This window comes from Kitasatospora sp. NBC_00315 (assembly GCF_041435095.1).
GTDB lineage: Bacteria > Actinomycetota > Actinomycetes > Streptomycetales > Streptomycetaceae > Kitasatospora.
Genome location: NZ_CP108025.1, coordinates 1 through 16,742, shown reverse-complemented (window position 1 = coordinate 16,742; position 16,742 = coordinate 1). Strand labels below are relative to the sequence as shown.

Here is a 16,742-nt window from a genome sequence, read left to right as displayed (position 1 = left end):
ATCAGGGGCCAGCCGACACCACCTGCCCGCTCTGCCCGCTATGCCCACTCCACGCCATGCTCGGCGACCTGCGCGAGCTGGCCCTGCGTCAGCTTCGCCCGGCGGGCTTTCTGGTTGTTGAGCCACGCGCCGAGCGCCACGTGCTGCACCACGACCTGGTCCTCGCCGCCGGGGCCGGCCTCCACGCTCTCCAGCACCTCCTTGTGCGCCCGGGGCACTCGCGCATGGCCTTCCCGCTCGACGAACTGGGCGAGCGCGGCCAGGCCCTGAGCGAACCGGTCCGTGCGGGACAGCGCCGGCTTCGCCTCGGCGGCGGCCTTGGCGGCCACCAGCTCGGGGTCGGCCTCGATGCCGATCGCGGACAGCAGGTCCCGCTGGTCCTCCTCCAGACCGGGCCAGCCGGCCCGCTGCGCGAGGACCCACCGGCCGAGCTGCTCACCCTCGAACACGGTCTCCAAGGGCAGGGCGGTCCAGTCGACCTGGCCGTCGGACTCCAGCCACCACGACCTGGCGACCGCGTAGGCGCGCTGCCAGGTGATCGGCTAGGCCGGGCACCACCACGGGTCGATCTCCTCCAACTGCCGCCGCCACTCCGGGTCCAGAGCCCCCTGCTCCTCGGCCGGCACCTGCGCGGCGGCCCGCAGCTCGGACAGCCACGTGCCGATCGCGTACCCGCCGATCGAGGCCCGCGCCGGCGCCGCCAGAGAGCCGCCGTGGTCCTTCGCCCACACCCGCGCCCAGTCCAGCCCGGCCTCGAACCGGGCATCGGAGACGGACCAGATCATCCCGAGCGCGTCCAGCATCGCCACCCGGTATGACGCCAACTCACCGTCCGCATTCTCACTGCGCCGGTCCGACAACCACTTCCCGAGCGGATAATTCCCGGATTCCCCGACAAGCGCCGAATAAGGAACATCAAGGCCGCCGGTCTCCTCGAACCACCGCCTCGCATGACCAATCCCCTCACGCCACAGCTGCGTCTCACCGACCAGCACCCGGGCGACGAACTTCCCCAGCTGCTCTCCCTCGAACTCGGGCTCCAGCGGAAGGGCGGGCCAGTCGACCCGGCCGTCGCACTCCAGCCACCACGCCCTGGCGGCCACGTACGCGCGCTGCCAGGCGGACCGCCAGGTGGTCTTCCCTCGCGCGGCGGTCGCTGGTCTTGTACCACGTCAACAGGCTTTCGAAAGAGGCGACATGCCGATTGAGCGGTCGTGGTGTACCTCACAAGCTGCGAGCTCAGTGAGAGGCCCCCCTTCGCCTCTATCCACCCGAGGCGGGAACCGGCGGCAGGCGGATCGGCCGAACGCCCCGACTCGTACAACCCTTCACTACACCGAGAGGTAAAACCTCGATGATCGAGCGCGTTGCCGAGGAAACCGGCCCCACGGAGGCCGGATCCGGCCTGGAACACGGGCCGGCCACGGACACCGGCGAGCACATCGGCAAGATCTACTCCAGCATCCCCGAACAGGGAAGCATCACGGTCACCGATGAACACATTGCCACGATCTACACCCTCCTGCCGCGCTACCTGCGCGGCAAGGGGGCAACCAGGGAACAGTCCGAGGACGGCACCCAGCACGCCCTCGAGAGGGTACTCACCCGCGCCCAGCGCCCCCCGGCACTTCGTGACCCGGTCGCCTACGCCTACCGCGTCGGCCAGAACTGGCTGTTCACGCAGTGGAACAAAAAGGAGATGGCCAGCGATGAGATCGGCGAGCGGCCCGGCCTGTGGTTCGAGCCGGACACCGACCTCGACCGCTCGCTCCAGTGCGGCCACTTCGTCAACGAGGCCCTCAAGGCCTGCGACACATACCTGAGTCGGCGCCAGAGCGAGGTGTTCCACCTCCTCTTCGAGGCCAAGCTCACGCCCGAGCAGGCAGCAGAGGTCATGGGCCTCTCCCTGGCAACGGTGCAGTCGCACCTCTACCGCGGCACGCACGCACTCGCCCGTAACCGTTCGGAACTGTGGGACCGCCTCCTCCCGTAGGAACCCCACCCCTCGGGGGGTGCGGCGCGCCCGCCCGTTCCGTACCCCCACCCGTCCTGTAGAGCCCGACTAGGAAGCACGGCGCATCCGCCGGCACCGTGCCCCCAGGTCGGGACCCTAGAGCAGGGTCTCGCCACGAAGGAGATCTCATATGCACGACCAGATCAACGGGGCAACCTCCCTGGAGGACGCCCCCGCCCTCACCAAGGAGGAAGAGATGTTCCTCCGAGGACTCGGCCGCATCCTGACGGACAATGCGTCCGCGGCCGTGGAACAGACCATGAACAGCCCGCACTGGCAGGACACGATCGCGCGGATCCGCGCCAGCGTCCCGGCCAACGCCTCCGACGGCAACCCCGCCGTCCGGACCACCACAGCGGCGAACCCCGCCGCCACCCGCTAGGGGCAGAACCATGCCAACCAAATCGATGCTGCCGGCTGCCGCCGTCGTCCTCGGCGCCGTGCTCTCCTGCCTGGGGATGACGACGACGAATACCCCCATCACCCTGATCATGGTGGTCGCGATCTCCACCATCATCGGCAGCAGCGGACGGACTCAGCCCACCCCGTGGACAGTAGACAACCGGGGCCCGAGGCGAATTCACGCACCCTGCGCCGTGGCCTAACCACGCCACGCCCGAAGGCCTGCCGCCCCGCCTTGCCCGGCGGGGCGGCAGGCCCGGCAAACCATGAACACCGGAGAAGAACATGACCAGCACTCCCGACCAGCCGACCTTCAACGTCAGCGCCGGCCCCCAGGCGAACATCACCATCATTGCCCCCCCAGACCCACCACGGCAGTACCGCCAACGCCGCCCACGGCACCCCCGCCAGTACCCCGGCGCCGCCCCCTACTGGCACAGGACCGACGTCATCTGGAGCGCCGCCGCCGCCATCGCCGCTATCGCCAGCGCCATCATCGCGTGGCTCGCCCTGAAGTAGCCCGGCACCAGCCCAGCGCACCCACGGCCACAGGACCACTCTCGACACCTCCAACTGCGCAGCCGGCGGCGGTGAACTCCTCCCGCCGACACCAGCTCTGACGGCGGTCGAGGCATGCTCCCCGTAGGCGGCCACTTACCGCGCAATTTATGGCCACGGGTTTCCCCGCGTACGGCCAAATTTCTCCCCGCTCGCCCCGAGTAGTCCCGCTCGGCGACGCTGGAGCGGGTGAAGAACAGCAGGGAGATCATGGAGATCCTTGAGGCATACGACCTAATTCCTTATTAGCGGGCCAGAGCGGTTGCCACGACCGTGGCCCGCTGGGGTGGTCGTGAGATGGTCGGAGAGACGCCTGCATACGACCCGGCCACCGAGGCCTTCTGTGAGATCGGTGCCGCCCTGGCCCCCGCACGACCATCGCCACAAGGCCGCCCGCCAGCGGCCGGGGCATCGAGCGTACGCATGTCTCTGACCTGGCGTTCGATGCCCTAGTACAGATCTGCGGCGCTTGGTGCCCCGGACCGCCGGCGGGCGGCTGTGATCATTCGTTGGTGATGTTGGCGGTGCGAGCCCGTTCTACGGTGACCTCTCGAAAGGCCCGAGCCTTGAGCTCCGGCACAGATCGAGGCCCGTGGAGCGAGCTGGTGCCACGCAACAACTAGTGCGATGTCGGCCCGAGACGAGGCCTGGAATTAGGGAGCTGAGTGGCCCCACACGTGCTCGCGGATCAGTGCCCGAGCATGCCCTGACCAGGGAGAACAGCATGATCTACTGCGGGATCGACTGGGCCGAACGGACCCACGACGTCGCCCTCGTTGACGACAGCGGCCAGCTGCTGGCCAAGCGCCGCATCACCGACGACGCGACCGGCTACCAGCTCCTGCTCGACCTCCTCGCCGAACACGGCGACACAGCCGAGGAGCCGATCCCGGTCGCCATCGAGACCGGCCGCGGCCTCCTGGTCGCCATCCTGCGCACCGGCCACCGGAAGGTGTTCGCGATCAATCCGATGGCCGCCGCCCGCTACCGCGACCGCCACGGCGTCTCCCGCAAGAAGTCCGACCCCGGCGACGCCCTGGTCCTGGCGAACATCCTGCGCACCGACATGCCCATGCACCGCCCGCTCCCCGCCGACACCGACCTCGCCCGCGCCATCGCGGTGCTGGCCCGAGCCCAGCAGGACGCCACCTGGAACCGCCAGCAGATCTCCAACCAGCTCCGCTCCCTGCTCCGCGAGTACTACCCCGCCGCCCTCGACGCCTTCGGCCCCTGGCAGAACGGCCTCTGCCGCCCCGAGGCCCGCCAACTCCTCAAACTCGCCCCCACCCCGGCCCGCGCGGCACGGCTGACCCGCAGCCAAATCGCCGCTGCCCTCAGACGCGCCGGACGCAGCCGCAAGCTCGACACCGAGACCGACCGCCTGCGCGAGGTCTTTCGCGCCGAGTACGCCCACCAGCCGCAGCTCGTCGAGGACGCCCTCGGCAAGCAGATGCTCGCCCTCCTGCAGCAGCTCGACGCCACCTGCCAGGCCGCCGAGGGACTCGCCCAAGCCGTCGAGGAGCTCTTCCCCCAGCATCCCGACGCGGAGATCCTGCTGTCCTTCCCGGGCCTGGGCACCCAGCTGGCCGCCCGCGTCCTGGCCGAGGTCGGCGACGACCGCACCCGCTTCGCCGACGCCCGCGGCCTCAAGGCCTACGCCGGAGCAGCACCCGTCACCCGCGCCTCCGGCAAGAAGAGCCACATCGGCCGGCGCATCGTCAAGAACGACCGCCTCAACCACGTCGGCTACCTCTGGGCGTTCTCCGCCCTCACCGCCTCACCCGGAGCCGGCGCCCACTACCGCGCCCGCCGCGGACACGGAGACTGGCACGCCGCCGCCCAACGCCACCTCTTCAACCGCCTGCTCGGACAGCTCCACCACTGCCTCCAGCACCACGAACGGTTCGACGAGAACACCGCCTTTCCCGCACCCGTTCTCACCGCAGTCGCGGCTTGACCAGTTGCTTCGCTCACAGCTTCGGCCGGTGACACCCCCGTGAGGCAGACTGCCCGCCATGACAACCGCTGATCACGACATCCCGACCTCCTGGAGCCGCATCGACACCTGGCTCACCGCGCACACCCGACGAGGCCCGGCGAGACCAGCGCCGGATGCCGCCCGCCTGGACGCGTTCGAGGCTGACCTCGGCCTGCCCCTGCCCGCCGACCTTCGGGCCTGGTGGCTGCTGCCCGGTGTCAGCGCGAGCTACTGGATTCCGGAGGCGTTCGCCCCGGTCTCGCTGGACGAGGCCCTGGAGACCCATGGGATCTGGCTACTGGTCGCCGAGCAGGAAGGCGAGTCGTTCGACGAGAACGGCCAGCCCGAGACGCGCTACCTGCGTGAGTTCATGCCGATCGCGTTGAGCCCCGGTGGCGACGGGCTGGTCGTCGACATGCGACCCGGCGACACCCACGGCGCGGTACTCCTCTGGGACCACGAGACCTGGATGCTGGACGTCCCCCAGTGGGCCTCGGTCACCTCGATGCTCCAAGACATCGCCAACGCGCTGGAGACCGGCACGCCCGCGCTGCTGAGCCACGCAGCCCTCGGCGGCTCCCAGGAATCCCGCACTGCCACAGTCGATGATGCACTTGATCTCACCTGGCAACCCGCCAACCCTGGCCGACGATCAACCCGCTCCGCTTGACTCTTAATCGCGTGCGATGTCTCACAGGCAGTTACCGTTCCGCGGCCGAGCTGGCCGGGTGCGACCACCACACGGTGGCGGCCGAGCTGCTCGCCCTCGAACACCGTGTCCAGCGGCAGCTGTTTTGCCCAGTCGACCACGCCGTTGCAGGCCAGCCACCACTGCCGGGCGGTGGCGTAGGCGCGCTGCCAGGTGATCGGCCACACCGGGCACCACCACGGGTCGATCTCCTCCAACGCCCGCCGCCGCTCCGCCGCCAGCGCCCCCGGCTCTCCGGCCGGCACCTGGGCCGCGGCCCGCAGCTCCGAGAGCCACGTCCCGATCGCGTACCCGCCCACCGACGCCCGCGCCGGCGCCGCCCACCCGTCCACACGAGGACGCCACCACCCGATCGGTCGCCCCCCGGTAGTCGCCGGTCCGGGCCCCGGATCCACGACAGCAGCGGCTGGCCCAGCGCCGCCACGCTTCCGCCTGCCAGCCGGCCGGAGCCAGTCACGGCAGCGCGCCCCTCCAACGCGTCCTGCACCGTGCCCGAAGCTACGGGATCAGCCACCGGGATTCGCCTGCTACACAGGCATGCTCGATGCCATAATCCGTGGATCACGAGGTGATCGGTTAACCGATTCCCGAGCGCGTTCCGGGGGGAACTGTGTCGGACGAAGAGCTCCGAGCCGGATCGTCCCAGCCGGTAGAACTCGATCAGCTTCTCCTGCTCAAAGAAGAGATCCGTACCGGCGAGGAGATGCTGCGGATCCGACGGTTCATCAACCTCGCCTTCTGGACGACCGGGGGCATCGGTATCCTCGCGGGCACCGTCGCGCTCTGCCTGGCCATCGCGCTGGCCGGACGCGTCAGCTGGCCGGTGCTGGCACGTCTGGACGGGATCTGTGCAGTGCTGGCCACGGCCGGCGGAGTTTTGAACTGGCGTGTGCGGACTCGGGTCAGGCGTACGGCATTTTCCAGCCGATCAGTGCTGGAAGGCCGCCAGGAACGGGGTCGCGAGGCCCTGCGTCACTTCACCGCGAGCACCTATCCGGAGCTGGAGGTCCGTCATCGCTACTACCGCCAGGATGTCTTCGAGTTCATCAGGCAGTATCAGGCGGAGAGCCTCAAATACCGACGGACCCACAACTGGCTCCAAAGCGTGATCATCATCGGTTCGTTGCTGACCACTACGATCGCCGCCCTCGCCGACGCGCTGCCGGCACACCGGTGGACCACAGTGGCCGTAAGCCTTCTGGTCGGCTTGGCAGCCAGCTTCACCGGATACTTCAAGTTCCGCGAACGCTCCTTCTACCTGCAGCAGACCGCAGACGCCATTGAACAGGAACTCAACGCCGCCACGTTTCGTGTCGGCGACTACGCCGGCCTCGCCAGCGAGGCCGAATCCCTCGCCAGGCTTACCGATCGTGTCGAGGCAATTCGCGGCGAGCAGCGACGTCGCCAACAGCAGCTCGACCAACCCACCGAGAATCACGAGGCAGCAACGGTCAGGTGATCAGCGGTTCGCCGTTCTGCGGGCTGATCGCCCGGTGCGGATCGGCTAGCAGCGCCTGGACGACGACCTCGGCGTTCCACCGGGCGGCGACCACACTCGCCGCCCGTCCGCCCTTCCACCAAAGCCGCTGGCCCTCCCCGCCGGTCCAGCCGACCGACCAGGCCGACCACGCGGGCGGCCGCGCCCCGGCCCACAGCACCCGGCCCACGTACGGCTCCGGCTCCGTCCTGGCCCACACCAGCACCTCGCTACCGGGAACGCGGGCGCTGCTGCAGGCGTGATCGGCGCCGGCGCTCTGCCACAGCAGGGGAGTGGGCACCGCGGGCAGGACAGACAACTGCGCGATCTGCGCAACCAGGGCGGCGACCTCCCACACCCACGCCAGCACCACAGCACCGCGCTGCGCCGCTGGCCAGTCGCAGGGAGCGTCCAGCACAGGACATCGACTTGGTCGCCGATGCGGTCCTCCTCCAGCCGGCGCTCCAGGTCGAACTCGCCCATCGACCGGACGTGGAACGGGCGCGGGTCGGCGCTCTCCTCCACCAACTCCAACGCCAGCGACACCACGTCGTGGTTGATCGCCAGCGCACACCCCACCTCTTGCAGTGCTCCGGCTCCAGCTCCTCCAGCAGCGCCTGCAACTGCCCGGCCAGCGCCAAGGTCTGCGGCCTCAGCTCGGGAAGGGTGACGTTCTCGTAGGCGGGGTAGCCCCACACGCGGGCGAGCGTCCACAACTCCATCAGCTCACCGACCTCGCCCACCCCGTCCGGCCGCTCCGCCAGGCCCACCGCCCGCGCGACCACCGCAACGGCGGCCGCACTGTCCGCGGCGCCGGGACGCCCTGAGAACCGGCGCAGCGCCGCCGCCCGCCCCTTCACCGGTCCCAGAATCACGCCGGCATTGCCGAACGTGCCCACCACGGCCCCACCTCTTCCTCCGCACCGTCCCGACCCGATGCTGACAGAACCCCGCACCCGGCCGGAAACGCTCCGCCAGGATGCCGGAGATCACCGTCCCGCCCCGCTGCGCCCGCGACACGCCATCGCCCGCCCATCTGCACCCGCAGTGGTGAACAGCCTCCTCCAGGCCCGGTGGGCGGCCGTCGGGCCGCGCCGTACGGTGGTCCTGTCCCCCGACTGGTGGCGAAAGAGAACGCGTTGAGCGACACCACCGGGCCGGCCTTCACCGCGGTCGTCCGCGACACCCCCGACGGCTCGGTCCTCGAGCTCGCCGGCGAACTCGACCTCGACAACGTGTCGCGCCTGGGGGCCGCGCTGCACCGCGCCTCGCCCCCAGCCCGGCCCCGCCGACACTGGTCATCGACCTCGCAGACGTCACCTTCTGCGACTCCACCGGACTCAACGCCCTGCTCCAAGCCCGGATCGACGCCCGGCGCCGGAACACCGTCCTCCACCTGGCCCGCCCGACCCGCATCGCGGCCAGGACGCTGGAGATCACCGGCGCCGACCACGTCTTCCCCGTCGACCAGGACGTCCCCGCCCCCGCGCCGCGCACCCCCGCCGACTGATCACCCACAGTGTCCGTAACTGCCGCCGGACCACCGATGTCCAGGAGTGAATCACGCCCGGCCCGGGGCCGGACCGGCGCACAATCGTGCCCCGCTCCGGCCCCGCGCAGGGCAACGACCTCCCGGCTAGGACGGAGCCGCTAGGCCCACTCCATGCCGTGCTCGGCGAGCTGCGCGAGCTGCCCCGGGCAAGTCATGCCGACACGGGATGTGCATGTGAGAGCCGCCGCGAAAGCTCATTCCTCCGTTCGTTCGACCGGTTCGCTGTGCCTCGGCGCAGGCAGTGGTGGTGGCTCTGCCCTGCCCTGCTCCAACCTCTTCAGACGAAGCTCCTCCTTGGCTTTACGTCGGGCTTCCTTGGCTTCCCAGCGGCGCGTGCCATGGACGCGGCGGTCCTTCCACCAAGCCAGGCGATCCTTTGAGTCCTGGGGGAAGACAGCCTGCAGGGCGAACACCGCCAGCAGCGTGGCCACCACCCCGACCACCATCAGCCACGGTGAACCCGTCACCGTGCTCAAGACCGGCCCGACGAGCACCGTGGCGATTCCTGCTCCAGGACGCGCCATCAGTTGACACCCCGCACCGCAGATCCGGCGCCGGCCGAGGCCAGATACTCGGTCGGGACGTCCAGCACCCCGATGCGGACCAGCCGGGTCACCTTTGTGCGCAGCCGGTTCAGCTGGGCTCCGACGGCGGCCGCGCTCCTGTTGCCCAGAACCTTCCCGATCTCCTTGTGAGTCAGGTCCTGGGTGTAGATGAGCCCACAGATGCTCTTCTGAACCAGCGTTGCCTCGGCCAACACCTCACGGACCACCGCACGCAAGATCACGGCCTCCAGTCCACTCTGGTCCGCCGAATCATGGATCCGCTCCAGGTGTCGGGCGGATGCAGCTTCGCTCTTCAGCCGCTTACGTCGCCAGCTCCTCAGCACGTTGGGGAAACCGGACGACAGGCACGCTCCCATGAAGTACGTCCGAAGGCTCGCACCCTTGGCGGGATCCCAAGCATTCAGACCCAGGGCTTCCTCCCCGAACCACCACGCGTCCACCGCGATGACGGTCTCTAGAGCGAGCTGGTCGCGCAGGTCCCGGTCCCGCTCCAGCATCTTGAGCTCGTTGGCCCAGATTCCCGCGCGGCTGCTGGCCGCAATGGATCCATTCCGCATCATCCCCGTCAGAGCCCTGACTGCGTACGTCCAGAGCTGCTCCCGAGCCAGTTCGAACCGGACACCGGAGTAGCCGTCGGCTTCCAGCTGCTGGACCAACTCTGCATCACCGCCGAGACCCTGTACGAGCTCTCGCTGCGGTGCCTCACCAGCAATGATCATGTGTGTCATTTAGGGCAAACCTAACCTCGTACTAGATGGTCCTACCGTGCGTTGCTACGTCGGGAATTAAGTCGGACCCTACGAAGTGAGCAAATTTTGTTCGGAAAAAGATGGAGAGCGCTCTGACCTGCGGAAATTCGGTAGCTGGTAACGAGACCCAACTTTGACTCGGAAGGCCCTCCACGTGGGGTCGCCCCCGGCGACGACGCGGGCCACGCGTCGTTCTGCTGCGTGCGCACCGATCGGCGCGGGCGACCCAAGGGGTGGGCTGTCAGCCTCGCCGGCGGTACGGTGCGGGGCATGACTGAGCAGTGGACGTCCGCCTTGTCGTTCTCGACCTTCTCGCCGCTCAACCCCGACGGCTCGCTCCCGGAACCCACCGATCCCCGTGAAGACGTTGCTGAGGTCGCGAGGGCCTGGCAGCAGCGCAGCGCACGGGGCAGCCAGGTGGGGTTCAGTTCCTTCGACGGCCTGCGCGCGGCAGGTGCGGCGGATCCCGTCGACGCCGTGAACCGCGTGGTCGAGCTACATGGCCTGATGGGCAGCATCGGGGAGCAGCTGGCGCTGGCGTACGCGGCAGAGCAGGACGCCCAGCGCTGGTTGGCCCGCCCGATTGTGGGAGACGCCAATGATCCGTTGCGGCTTCGGACGGGTCAGGAGCATCATCGGATGGCTGCCCGCGGGCTGTGCGAGGCCAGCGCGCACTTCTCTCTCGCAGCCGCCCACGCTCTGGCCAACACGGTGCTCCGGGTGCTGCTCCTCGATGCGGTGGCAGCGGATGTGATCAACAGCTCGCCGTTCGGCAAGAAGGGCAATGGCTTCCCACCGGGAGAAGACCAGAACAAGCAGGCGTGGCTCACCTTCGCCCCGCCAGGCAAGTTCTGGTCCGAGACGCTGGTAGCGGCAGCCGCCCCGGCCGCGCAGATGACCGCCCTCGTGGAGCGCCTGACTCATCTCCAGGCCGACCCGCGCTTCGACGCCCTGGACCAGCGCCGTGGCGGGTACTACCACCGCCACCGTCCTCAGTCCATCACCCACGCCTCGCCCCGCAAGGGGATCGCTTCCTCGACGGGCGACGTGGTGAGCATCGACCTTGTCGGGGCTGGCGACCACGCCGTGAACGACGACGCGGTGAACGACGAGAAGCAGTTGCACCGCGTCGTCGCCGATGCACTCACCATGTTGACCGACACTATGAGGGAGATGGACCCGCTGATCGCTGACGCTGCTCGTTCCTGCCATGTCGAGTGGTGAAGCACCAGATCATCCACCCAGGGACACGTGGCGAAGGTCTTGCGTATGCCAGCGCCGAGAACCGGACCCAGTGCTCTGGGCCGACGTCCTGCGCGCAGCGGTCCTCCCGCTGTACCCGGCCGTCGGCCCTGCCCTGGCCGCCCTCAACGACGCGGCCGCCGGCACCGTCCTGTTGGAGCCGATGACGGATACTCCTGGCACTGATCGGTGCCTCAGAAAACCGGCTTGCATGCGGTGGACCGGGAAAATCCGTCGTAGTGCGAGGGTGGACCGCCTACGCTGGGCGGCGTGTCTGCACCGAAACTTCACCACTATGTGCCGCAGAGCTACCTAGCACGATTCGGACAAGGCGTCATGGTCAGGGTGAAGCGCCGGTGCCCGCCGAAGGCGCACCTCGCCAACGTCAAGAACATCGCGGCCGAGACCGGCTTCTACACCATCACCGACGAGAACGGCGCGCCCTCCACGGTCATCGAGGACGAGCTCAGCCGTCTGGAAGGGCAGGGCATCGACGTCCTGCGCCGAATAGACGAGACGGGAATGCCTCCGGTTATCGGTACCGACGACCGCGAGTTGCTCTGCCTGTACCTGGCTGTGCAGATGGCCCGGACTCCACGGAAGCGCACAGGCCCGCTCTTTGGGCGCAACGTCACTGCCTATGCGAGTGGGCGGGAGATCGACCTCGCGCTGATCACCGAGTACCTCACACGCAAGCATCTCGGTCACCCGCCTCGGCCCGCCGAAGCTCAAGGAGCCTGGGACTACTACCACGGGATGCGAGCGATGAACGCGGGCAACGACCCCACGCACGATGAGGCGGTCGTGGATACGCTCAGCTCTGTTGAGGTGTGCGTTCCGCACTTCCGTGCTCGGCACTGGCGGCTCGAGACCAGCCGCAAGCCGATCTTCCTCACCTCCGACGCACCCCTCGTACTCTGGCGCCCGGAAACTCCGAGCGACGCCTACCGCGGGTTCGGCCTGGAAGGCGCTCATGAAATCAGGTTCCCGGTCAGCCCCACCGCCCAGTTGGTGCTCGTTCCCGGCCGCCCTGGAGCGTCCACAGAGGAAGTCAAGCTCAACCGAGTAATCAGCTGCAACCAGGACCTCGCAGACAGCTGCGAACAGGTCGTTGTCGGACACCCAGACCGTCACGCCGCGCTCGATAGAGTCCAGCTGAGCAAACGCGGACCCACCTTGCGCTTCAACACGGCCCCCGGCATCCAGAAGAACCCAGACGGCACGGAAGCACCGATGGGCGACATCCTGCACATGTACACGACCCGCCGCTGAGACGACAACAAGCAGGGCCTCCAGCACATGATGGAGGCCCTGCGTCCCTAGCAGGATCTAGGGGGTCCGTCTCGGAGCTGCTGGCGGGCCGTCCGTACTACGCCTCTGCCCCGGCTGCCGAAGCTCGGTAGCGCTCCACCAGAGCTTCCATGCCGGCCAGCCCGGCGTCCAGGCCGAGTTGCCGGAGCCAGTCGTGGACCTGCTCCTGCCGTTCCTGTTCGACGCGCAGGTCGAGCGCCGGATTGGCCCGGAAGGTGCCCCCGCTCGATCTGCCGCTGCCCGGGATCTGTTGCAGCCCTTCGGGATCTAGGAGGTCCGCGACCGCACCATCTGCGACGAGGTGGAGTTCGCGGGGTTGGGCCACCAGGGCGGTGTCGATGTCCGCGAGGCGGGCCAGCTCCGTGGTCACGGAGTCGTCGACGAAGATCTTCAAAATGCCGTCCAACAGGTCCGCCAGATCCGGGACCGGGTACTGGTACGCCCACTGCAGATGCCCGAGGTTCTCGGCGTACCGTCGGATCCGGGCCAGGATGTCGATGGAAACGGTAGCCACCGACGCGGTGGCGGTAGGGCCGTAGACCTCGGGGAGCTGGACTGTCACGACTGCCTCGAGCGGGTGCTTCACCGGGCTGTCGGAGTTCGCCTGCCACACCAGCCGTGCGGTACGCGCCCGGTTGTGTCCCAGCTGGCGGAAGCCGGTGTAGCTGTTGAAGGCACCATGCCCCACATTCAGTAGCACGTGGGGCAGAGGCGAGCCGTTCAGCGCATTCGCGAGGGCGGTGACGGACCGTTCCGACAGCGGCCGCCAAGTGCCAGCCTCTCCCATCGGGAGGTTGACGCCGGTGCGTAGCACGAAGTCCTCCGTGGCATTGCCCTCGGTGTCGGTGTCCAGTCGCGGGTTCATCAGGTGCTGCCCCAGGGCGTGCGCCCCGCCGGCCGGCTCTTCGCGGACCAGTTGCAGCAGCCGGGCCCGGTCCGCGGTGGAGTTCTGTCCGCTCAACCGGATCGGCGCCTTGAGGTCGATCAGCACCGGGCGTGGGGCGACGGTGTGGTCTACCCGGACCACCACCACGCTGTTCCCGGAGCCGTCGTTCAGCGGGACCGGGATGAAGGTCGGCTCCCACGGTGGGTCGAGTCTCGAATGGCAGGCAGAAGCGATCTTGTCGATGGTGTCTTGGGCGTCGACGCCGACGACGCGCTCGGCGCCGTCCTCGACTTTGTCGAGCACACCGACCAGGATCAGGCCGCCGTAGGAGTTCGCCATCGCCGCGATGGTCTTCACCAAGCTGGAGGAGAACTCGCGCTTGAACTCCAGCGTCAGGCTCTCCACCTGCTCCGGCCGTCCGGCGAAGGCGCGGATGCGCTCGATCGTCAGGTCCGTCGCCGCCGCGGCGAACAAGGAGGTAGTCATCTGCACATACTTCACCAAAAGCCGCGCGAGCACACCGAGTTACCGACATGCGCTGGCCCGCTCCTGACCACAGGCTGCGCAGATTCCCACAGGTGACAGGCCCAGCGTGTGACCGCTGCCCCCGGCCGGCCGCAGCCGGTGCCGACCCCACTCGGGGCTGGCACCTCTCGGCGAAGCGCTCCTTGCAGTAGCGGGCCAAGGAGCCGCTGCGGAGCATGCCCCGCAAGAGCCGCATCGCCTCCCTGCACAGGTCGTCCACCAGCTGGTCGTAGCCGGGGCCCCGGAACTCCTTCCGCCGCAGCTCCTCCACGCGGACCGCGTCGTTGCGGATCCGCTGGGCCCTCGGGTCGGGCAACCAGGCATCGATGTGATCGTCCATCGTTTCAAGCATAAAAAGTCCCCGATCTGGACCTCGGCGAGGCCCTTGGTGGAGCGCGCGCCCGACGTTAGTTGGAGAACGCTTGTTGAATCTGCTCCTCCGTGTGCACTTGCCTCTCGCGATCGGGCACCGTGAAGGTCAGTTTTTTGAAGATTTTTTGGGCTAAAAAGGAGACGAAGTTGGTGAGACCCGAGAACAACGACGAAGGCTGCCACCGAGCTACCTCGGTGGCAGCCTCCCAACTTCCCCCTCATGCTCCACTGCCCGAGCATCAGGCCGTGCTCGGCGAGAGCCGCGATCTACGCCTCGCTGAGCTCGGCCTGATGCTAAGGCTGGTTGTTGACCCAGCTGCCCAGCTTCACCTCAACCTGCTCGACCTGGTCGACGCCCTCGGAGCCGGCCACCACCGACGCCGAGGACCGATCCACCACGTGCGGCATCGAGTCCGGGAAACCGCACTGGCACTCCTGAGCTGCGCCCGTCAAAGGCGCGGCGCTGTCGTTGCGTCGGGCAGTTCGTCCTGTCACCAGCCCAGCACGCGCGTAGGGTGGAAACCGCTGGCCGGTAGCCGCCGCAGTTGCCGGGGTCGATCGCGCGCAGCCAGGGGCGCCGCAGCCGGCCGAGAGGAACGAATGATCATGGGCATACTGTTTCGCCTACTCGCCCCGAAACCGGTCAAGAAGATCCGGCACGCTGCGCACCCGGTACGCAATGCCAAGCGTGCCGTCACGCCGAAGCCAATTCGGCAGGTCCGACGCGCAGCGCACCCGATCGGCATGGTGGAACGAGGCGTAGAAAACAGCGTCGTGCGGGCCGTACGCGGCAGCGGGAGGACAGCTCCCCGCAGGGCCGGTAGTGGCGGAGCGGTCTACTACGGCACGTGCGGCATCCATCACCGGCGCCCGGACACAGCCGCCAACTGCAAGGATTGCGCGGCGGTCGATGCGGAGCTGGCCGTCCGGGCTGTTGAGGCGGAAGCCGCCCGTGCCGAGGCCGCCCGCATCGAAGCTGAGATCGCCCGAGAGGCAGCCCATGCCGAGGCCACCCGGGAAGCAGCAGCCGAGGCCGCTCGCGTCCGACGCGAGGCCATCCTGGCCGACCACAAGCGAGCCGCCGAAACCAATCGGCAGCAACGAGAGGCAGCCAAGCGGGCTGCACCGGCTGCCGACCCGAACGAGGCCCGCCGCGCGGCCAAGATCGCCGCCGAACTGGCCTTTGAGCAAGCTGAGTTGAGATTCCGGCAGGCAGCCGACCCCGTCGACAGGACCCACTAGGTGACAGGTGTTGCTCCTCTGAGCATCCCCACGCGATTGCTGGCCCGACTCGCCGCAGGGGCGAGCCCGGACCAACCCACCAGCCTGGCCGTGCGGCCCGCTACGCCCACTCCACGCCGTGCTCGGCGAGCTGGGCGAGCTGGCCCGGGGTGAGCTTCGCCCGGCGGGCCTTCTGGTTGTTGAGCCAGGTGCCGAGCGCCACGTGCTGCACCACGACCCGGTCCTCCCCGTTAGGGCCGGCCTCCGCAGTCTCCAGCGGCTGCTTGTGTGGGCGCGGAACCCGCGGGTGGCCGTGCTGCTCGACGAAGGCTGCCAGCGCGGCCACACCCTGAGCGAACCGGTCCGTGCGGGACACCGTCGGCTTCGCCTCTGCGGCTACCAGCTCGGGGTCCTCCTCGATGCCGATCGCGGCCAGGAGGTCCTTCTGATCCTCCTCCAGACCAGGGAAGCCAGCGCGCTGCGCCTGCACCCACCGGCCGAGCTGCTCACCCTCGAACACTGTGGACTCCGGCAGCTGCGCCCAGTCGACCTGGCCGTCGGACTCCAGCCACCACTGTCGGGCGGTGGCGTAGGCGCGCTGCCAGGTGATCGGCCAGGCCGGGCACCACCACGGGTCGATTTTCTCCAGCGCCCGGCGACGCTCCGGCGACAGGGCGCCCTGCTCGCCCGCTGGCACCTGTGCCGCGGCCCGCAGTTCAGACAGCCATGTGCCGATCGCGTATCCGCCGACGGAGGCCCGCGCCGGCGCCGCCAGAGAGCCGCCGTGGTCCTTCGCCCAGACCTGCGCCCAGTCCAGGCCGGCTTCGAAGCGGGCGTCGGAGACGGACCAGATCATCCCGAACCCGTCGAGCTGCGTCACCCGCCATGACGCCAGCTCACCCGCCGCTTTCTCCACCCGCCGGTCAGACAGCCATTTACCCAAGGGGAAGTTCTGGTTTTCTCCGACCAATGCCGAATAGGGCACGTCGAGCCCGCCGGTTTCTTTGAACCAGTGCCGTACGTGGCCGATCGCCTCACGCCACAGCTGCGTCTCGCTCGTCAGCACCCGCGAGGCGATGAACAACGCCAGGACGTCATCACCCGGGTCGTTCTCGAACCGCACCGGCAACGTGAACGCCCCCGCCCCGCCAGTACCCCCACCACCGCCCTCGCCTGGGGC

General features: G+C 68.6%; 18 protein-coding genes and 1 pseudogene. 12 read left to right on the top strand and 7 right to left on the bottom strand.

What is annotated here, in order from left to right:
- Positions 1-38: 38 nt before the first annotated feature.
- Together OG823_RS00095 and OG823_RS00090 are read right to left on the bottom strand one after the other, a co-directional pair.
- The gene (locus tag OG823_RS00095) at positions 39-449 is read right to left on the bottom strand and encodes a helicase associated domain-containing protein (RefSeq protein WP_371484251.1); all 411 of its coding nucleotides are present in this window, start codon (positions 447-449) and stop codon (positions 39-41) included.
- Positions 450-542: 93 nt separating this feature from the next.
- Positions 543-1,103, bottom strand: a complete 561-nt coding sequence (locus OG823_RS00090) for a helicase associated domain-containing protein (RefSeq protein WP_371476368.1) — start codon at positions 1,101-1,103, stop codon at positions 543-545.
- A gap of 251 nt (positions 1,104-1,354) precedes the next feature.
- Between OG823_RS00090 and OG823_RS00085 the strand changes: the two genes are divergently transcribed.
- From OG823_RS00085 to OG823_RS00055, 7 genes are all read left to right on the top strand, one after another.
- The gene (locus tag OG823_RS00085; RefSeq protein WP_371476367.1) at positions 1,355-1,993 is read left to right on the top strand and encodes an RNA polymerase sigma factor; all 639 of its coding nucleotides are present in this window, start codon (positions 1,355-1,357) and stop codon (positions 1,991-1,993) included.
- 151 nt (positions 1,994-2,144) lie between these two features.
- Complete coding sequence (locus OG823_RS00080; protein WP_371476366.1) at positions 2,145-2,396, top strand: hypothetical protein; 252 nt, start codon at positions 2,145-2,147, stop codon at positions 2,394-2,396.
- Between the two features lie 10 nt (positions 2,397-2,406).
- Positions 2,407-2,619, top strand: a complete 213-nt coding sequence (locus tag OG823_RS00075) for a hypothetical protein (RefSeq protein ID WP_371476365.1) — start codon at positions 2,407-2,409, stop codon at positions 2,617-2,619.
- Positions 2,620-2,701: 82 nt separating this feature from the next.
- A complete protein-coding gene (locus OG823_RS00070) occupies positions 2,702-2,935 on the top strand; it encodes a hypothetical protein (RefSeq protein WP_371476364.1) in 234 nt (77 codons plus the stop codon).
- A 763-nt stretch (positions 2,936-3,698) separates the two neighbouring features.
- Positions 3,699-4,931 carry an IS110 family transposase gene (locus OG823_RS00065; protein ID WP_371484250.1) on the top strand — a complete coding sequence of 411 codons (1,233 nt, stop codon included), beginning with the start codon at positions 3,699-3,701 and terminating at the stop codon, positions 4,929-4,931.
- 58 nt (positions 4,932-4,989) lie between these two features.
- Positions 4,990-5,622, top strand: a complete 633-nt coding sequence (locus tag OG823_RS00060) for an SMI1/KNR4 family protein (RefSeq protein WP_371476363.1) — start codon at positions 4,990-4,992, stop codon at positions 5,620-5,622.
- Between the two features lie 649 nt (positions 5,623-6,271).
- Positions 6,272-7,120 carry a DUF4231 domain-containing protein gene (locus tag OG823_RS00055; RefSeq protein ID WP_371476361.1) on the top strand — a complete coding sequence of 283 codons (849 nt, stop codon included), beginning with the start codon at positions 6,272-6,274 and terminating at the stop codon, positions 7,118-7,120.
- Here OG823_RS00055 and OG823_RS00050 read toward each other — a convergent pair.
- Complete coding sequence (locus OG823_RS00050; RefSeq protein WP_371476360.1) at positions 7,113-7,556, bottom strand: hypothetical protein; 444 nt, start codon at positions 7,554-7,556, stop codon at positions 7,113-7,115. The genes OG823_RS00055 and OG823_RS00050 overlap by 8 nt on opposite strands.
- A gap of 11 nt (positions 7,557-7,567) precedes the next feature.
- Between OG823_RS00050 and OG823_RS00045 the strand changes: the two genes are divergently transcribed.
- On the top strand, positions 7,568-7,819 hold the full coding sequence (locus tag OG823_RS00045) for a hypothetical protein (protein ID WP_371476358.1): 252 nt from the start codon (positions 7,568-7,570) through the stop codon (positions 7,817-7,819).
- A 595-nt stretch (positions 7,820-8,414) separates the two neighbouring features.
- Positions 8,415-8,648: pseudogene (locus OG823_RS00040) on the top strand (STAS domain-containing protein); the annotation flags it as partial.
- Between the two features lie 236 nt (positions 8,649-8,884).
- Here OG823_RS00040 and OG823_RS00035 read toward each other — a convergent pair.
- Positions 8,885-9,214 (bottom strand): hypothetical protein, encoded by a 330-nt coding sequence (locus OG823_RS00035; protein ID WP_371476357.1) that lies wholly within the window; start codon positions 9,212-9,214, stop codon positions 8,885-8,887.
- Positions 9,214-9,984 (bottom strand): RNA polymerase sigma factor, encoded by a 771-nt coding sequence (locus OG823_RS00030; RefSeq protein WP_371476355.1) that lies wholly within the window; start codon positions 9,982-9,984, stop codon positions 9,214-9,216. The genes OG823_RS00035 and OG823_RS00030 overlap by 1 nt, the downstream gene beginning before the upstream one ends.
- 291 nt (positions 9,985-10,275) lie before the next feature.
- Here OG823_RS00030 and OG823_RS00025 point away from each other — a divergent pair, with 291 nt between their 5' ends.
- Together OG823_RS00025 and OG823_RS00020 are read left to right on the top strand one after the other, a co-directional pair.
- The gene (locus OG823_RS00025) at positions 10,276-11,229 is read left to right on the top strand and encodes a hypothetical protein (protein ID WP_371476354.1); all 954 of its coding nucleotides are present in this window, start codon (positions 10,276-10,278) and stop codon (positions 11,227-11,229) included.
- Positions 11,230-11,517: 288 nt separating this feature from the next.
- A complete protein-coding gene (locus OG823_RS00020) occupies positions 11,518-12,519 on the top strand; it encodes a DUF4238 domain-containing protein (RefSeq protein ID WP_371476352.1) in 1,002 nt (333 codons plus the stop codon).
- Between the two features lie 97 nt (positions 12,520-12,616).
- On the opposite strand, the gene OG823_RS00015 is transcribed toward OG823_RS00020, so the two are convergent.
- On the bottom strand, positions 12,617-13,945 hold the full coding sequence (locus OG823_RS00015) for a helix-turn-helix domain-containing protein (protein WP_371476350.1): 1,329 nt from the start codon (positions 13,943-13,945) through the stop codon (positions 12,617-12,619).
- A 1,002-nt stretch (positions 13,946-14,947) separates the two neighbouring features.
- Between OG823_RS00015 and OG823_RS00010 the strand changes: the two genes are divergently transcribed.
- Complete coding sequence (locus OG823_RS00010; protein ID WP_371476349.1) at positions 14,948-15,583, top strand: hypothetical protein; 636 nt, start codon at positions 14,948-14,950, stop codon at positions 15,581-15,583.
- A 100-nt stretch (positions 15,584-15,683) separates the two neighbouring features.
- On the opposite strand, the gene OG823_RS00005 is transcribed toward OG823_RS00010, so the two are convergent.
- A partial coding sequence (locus tag OG823_RS00005) for a helicase associated domain-containing protein (RefSeq protein WP_371476347.1) occupies positions 15,684-16,742 on the bottom strand: 1,059 nt, incomplete at its 5' end.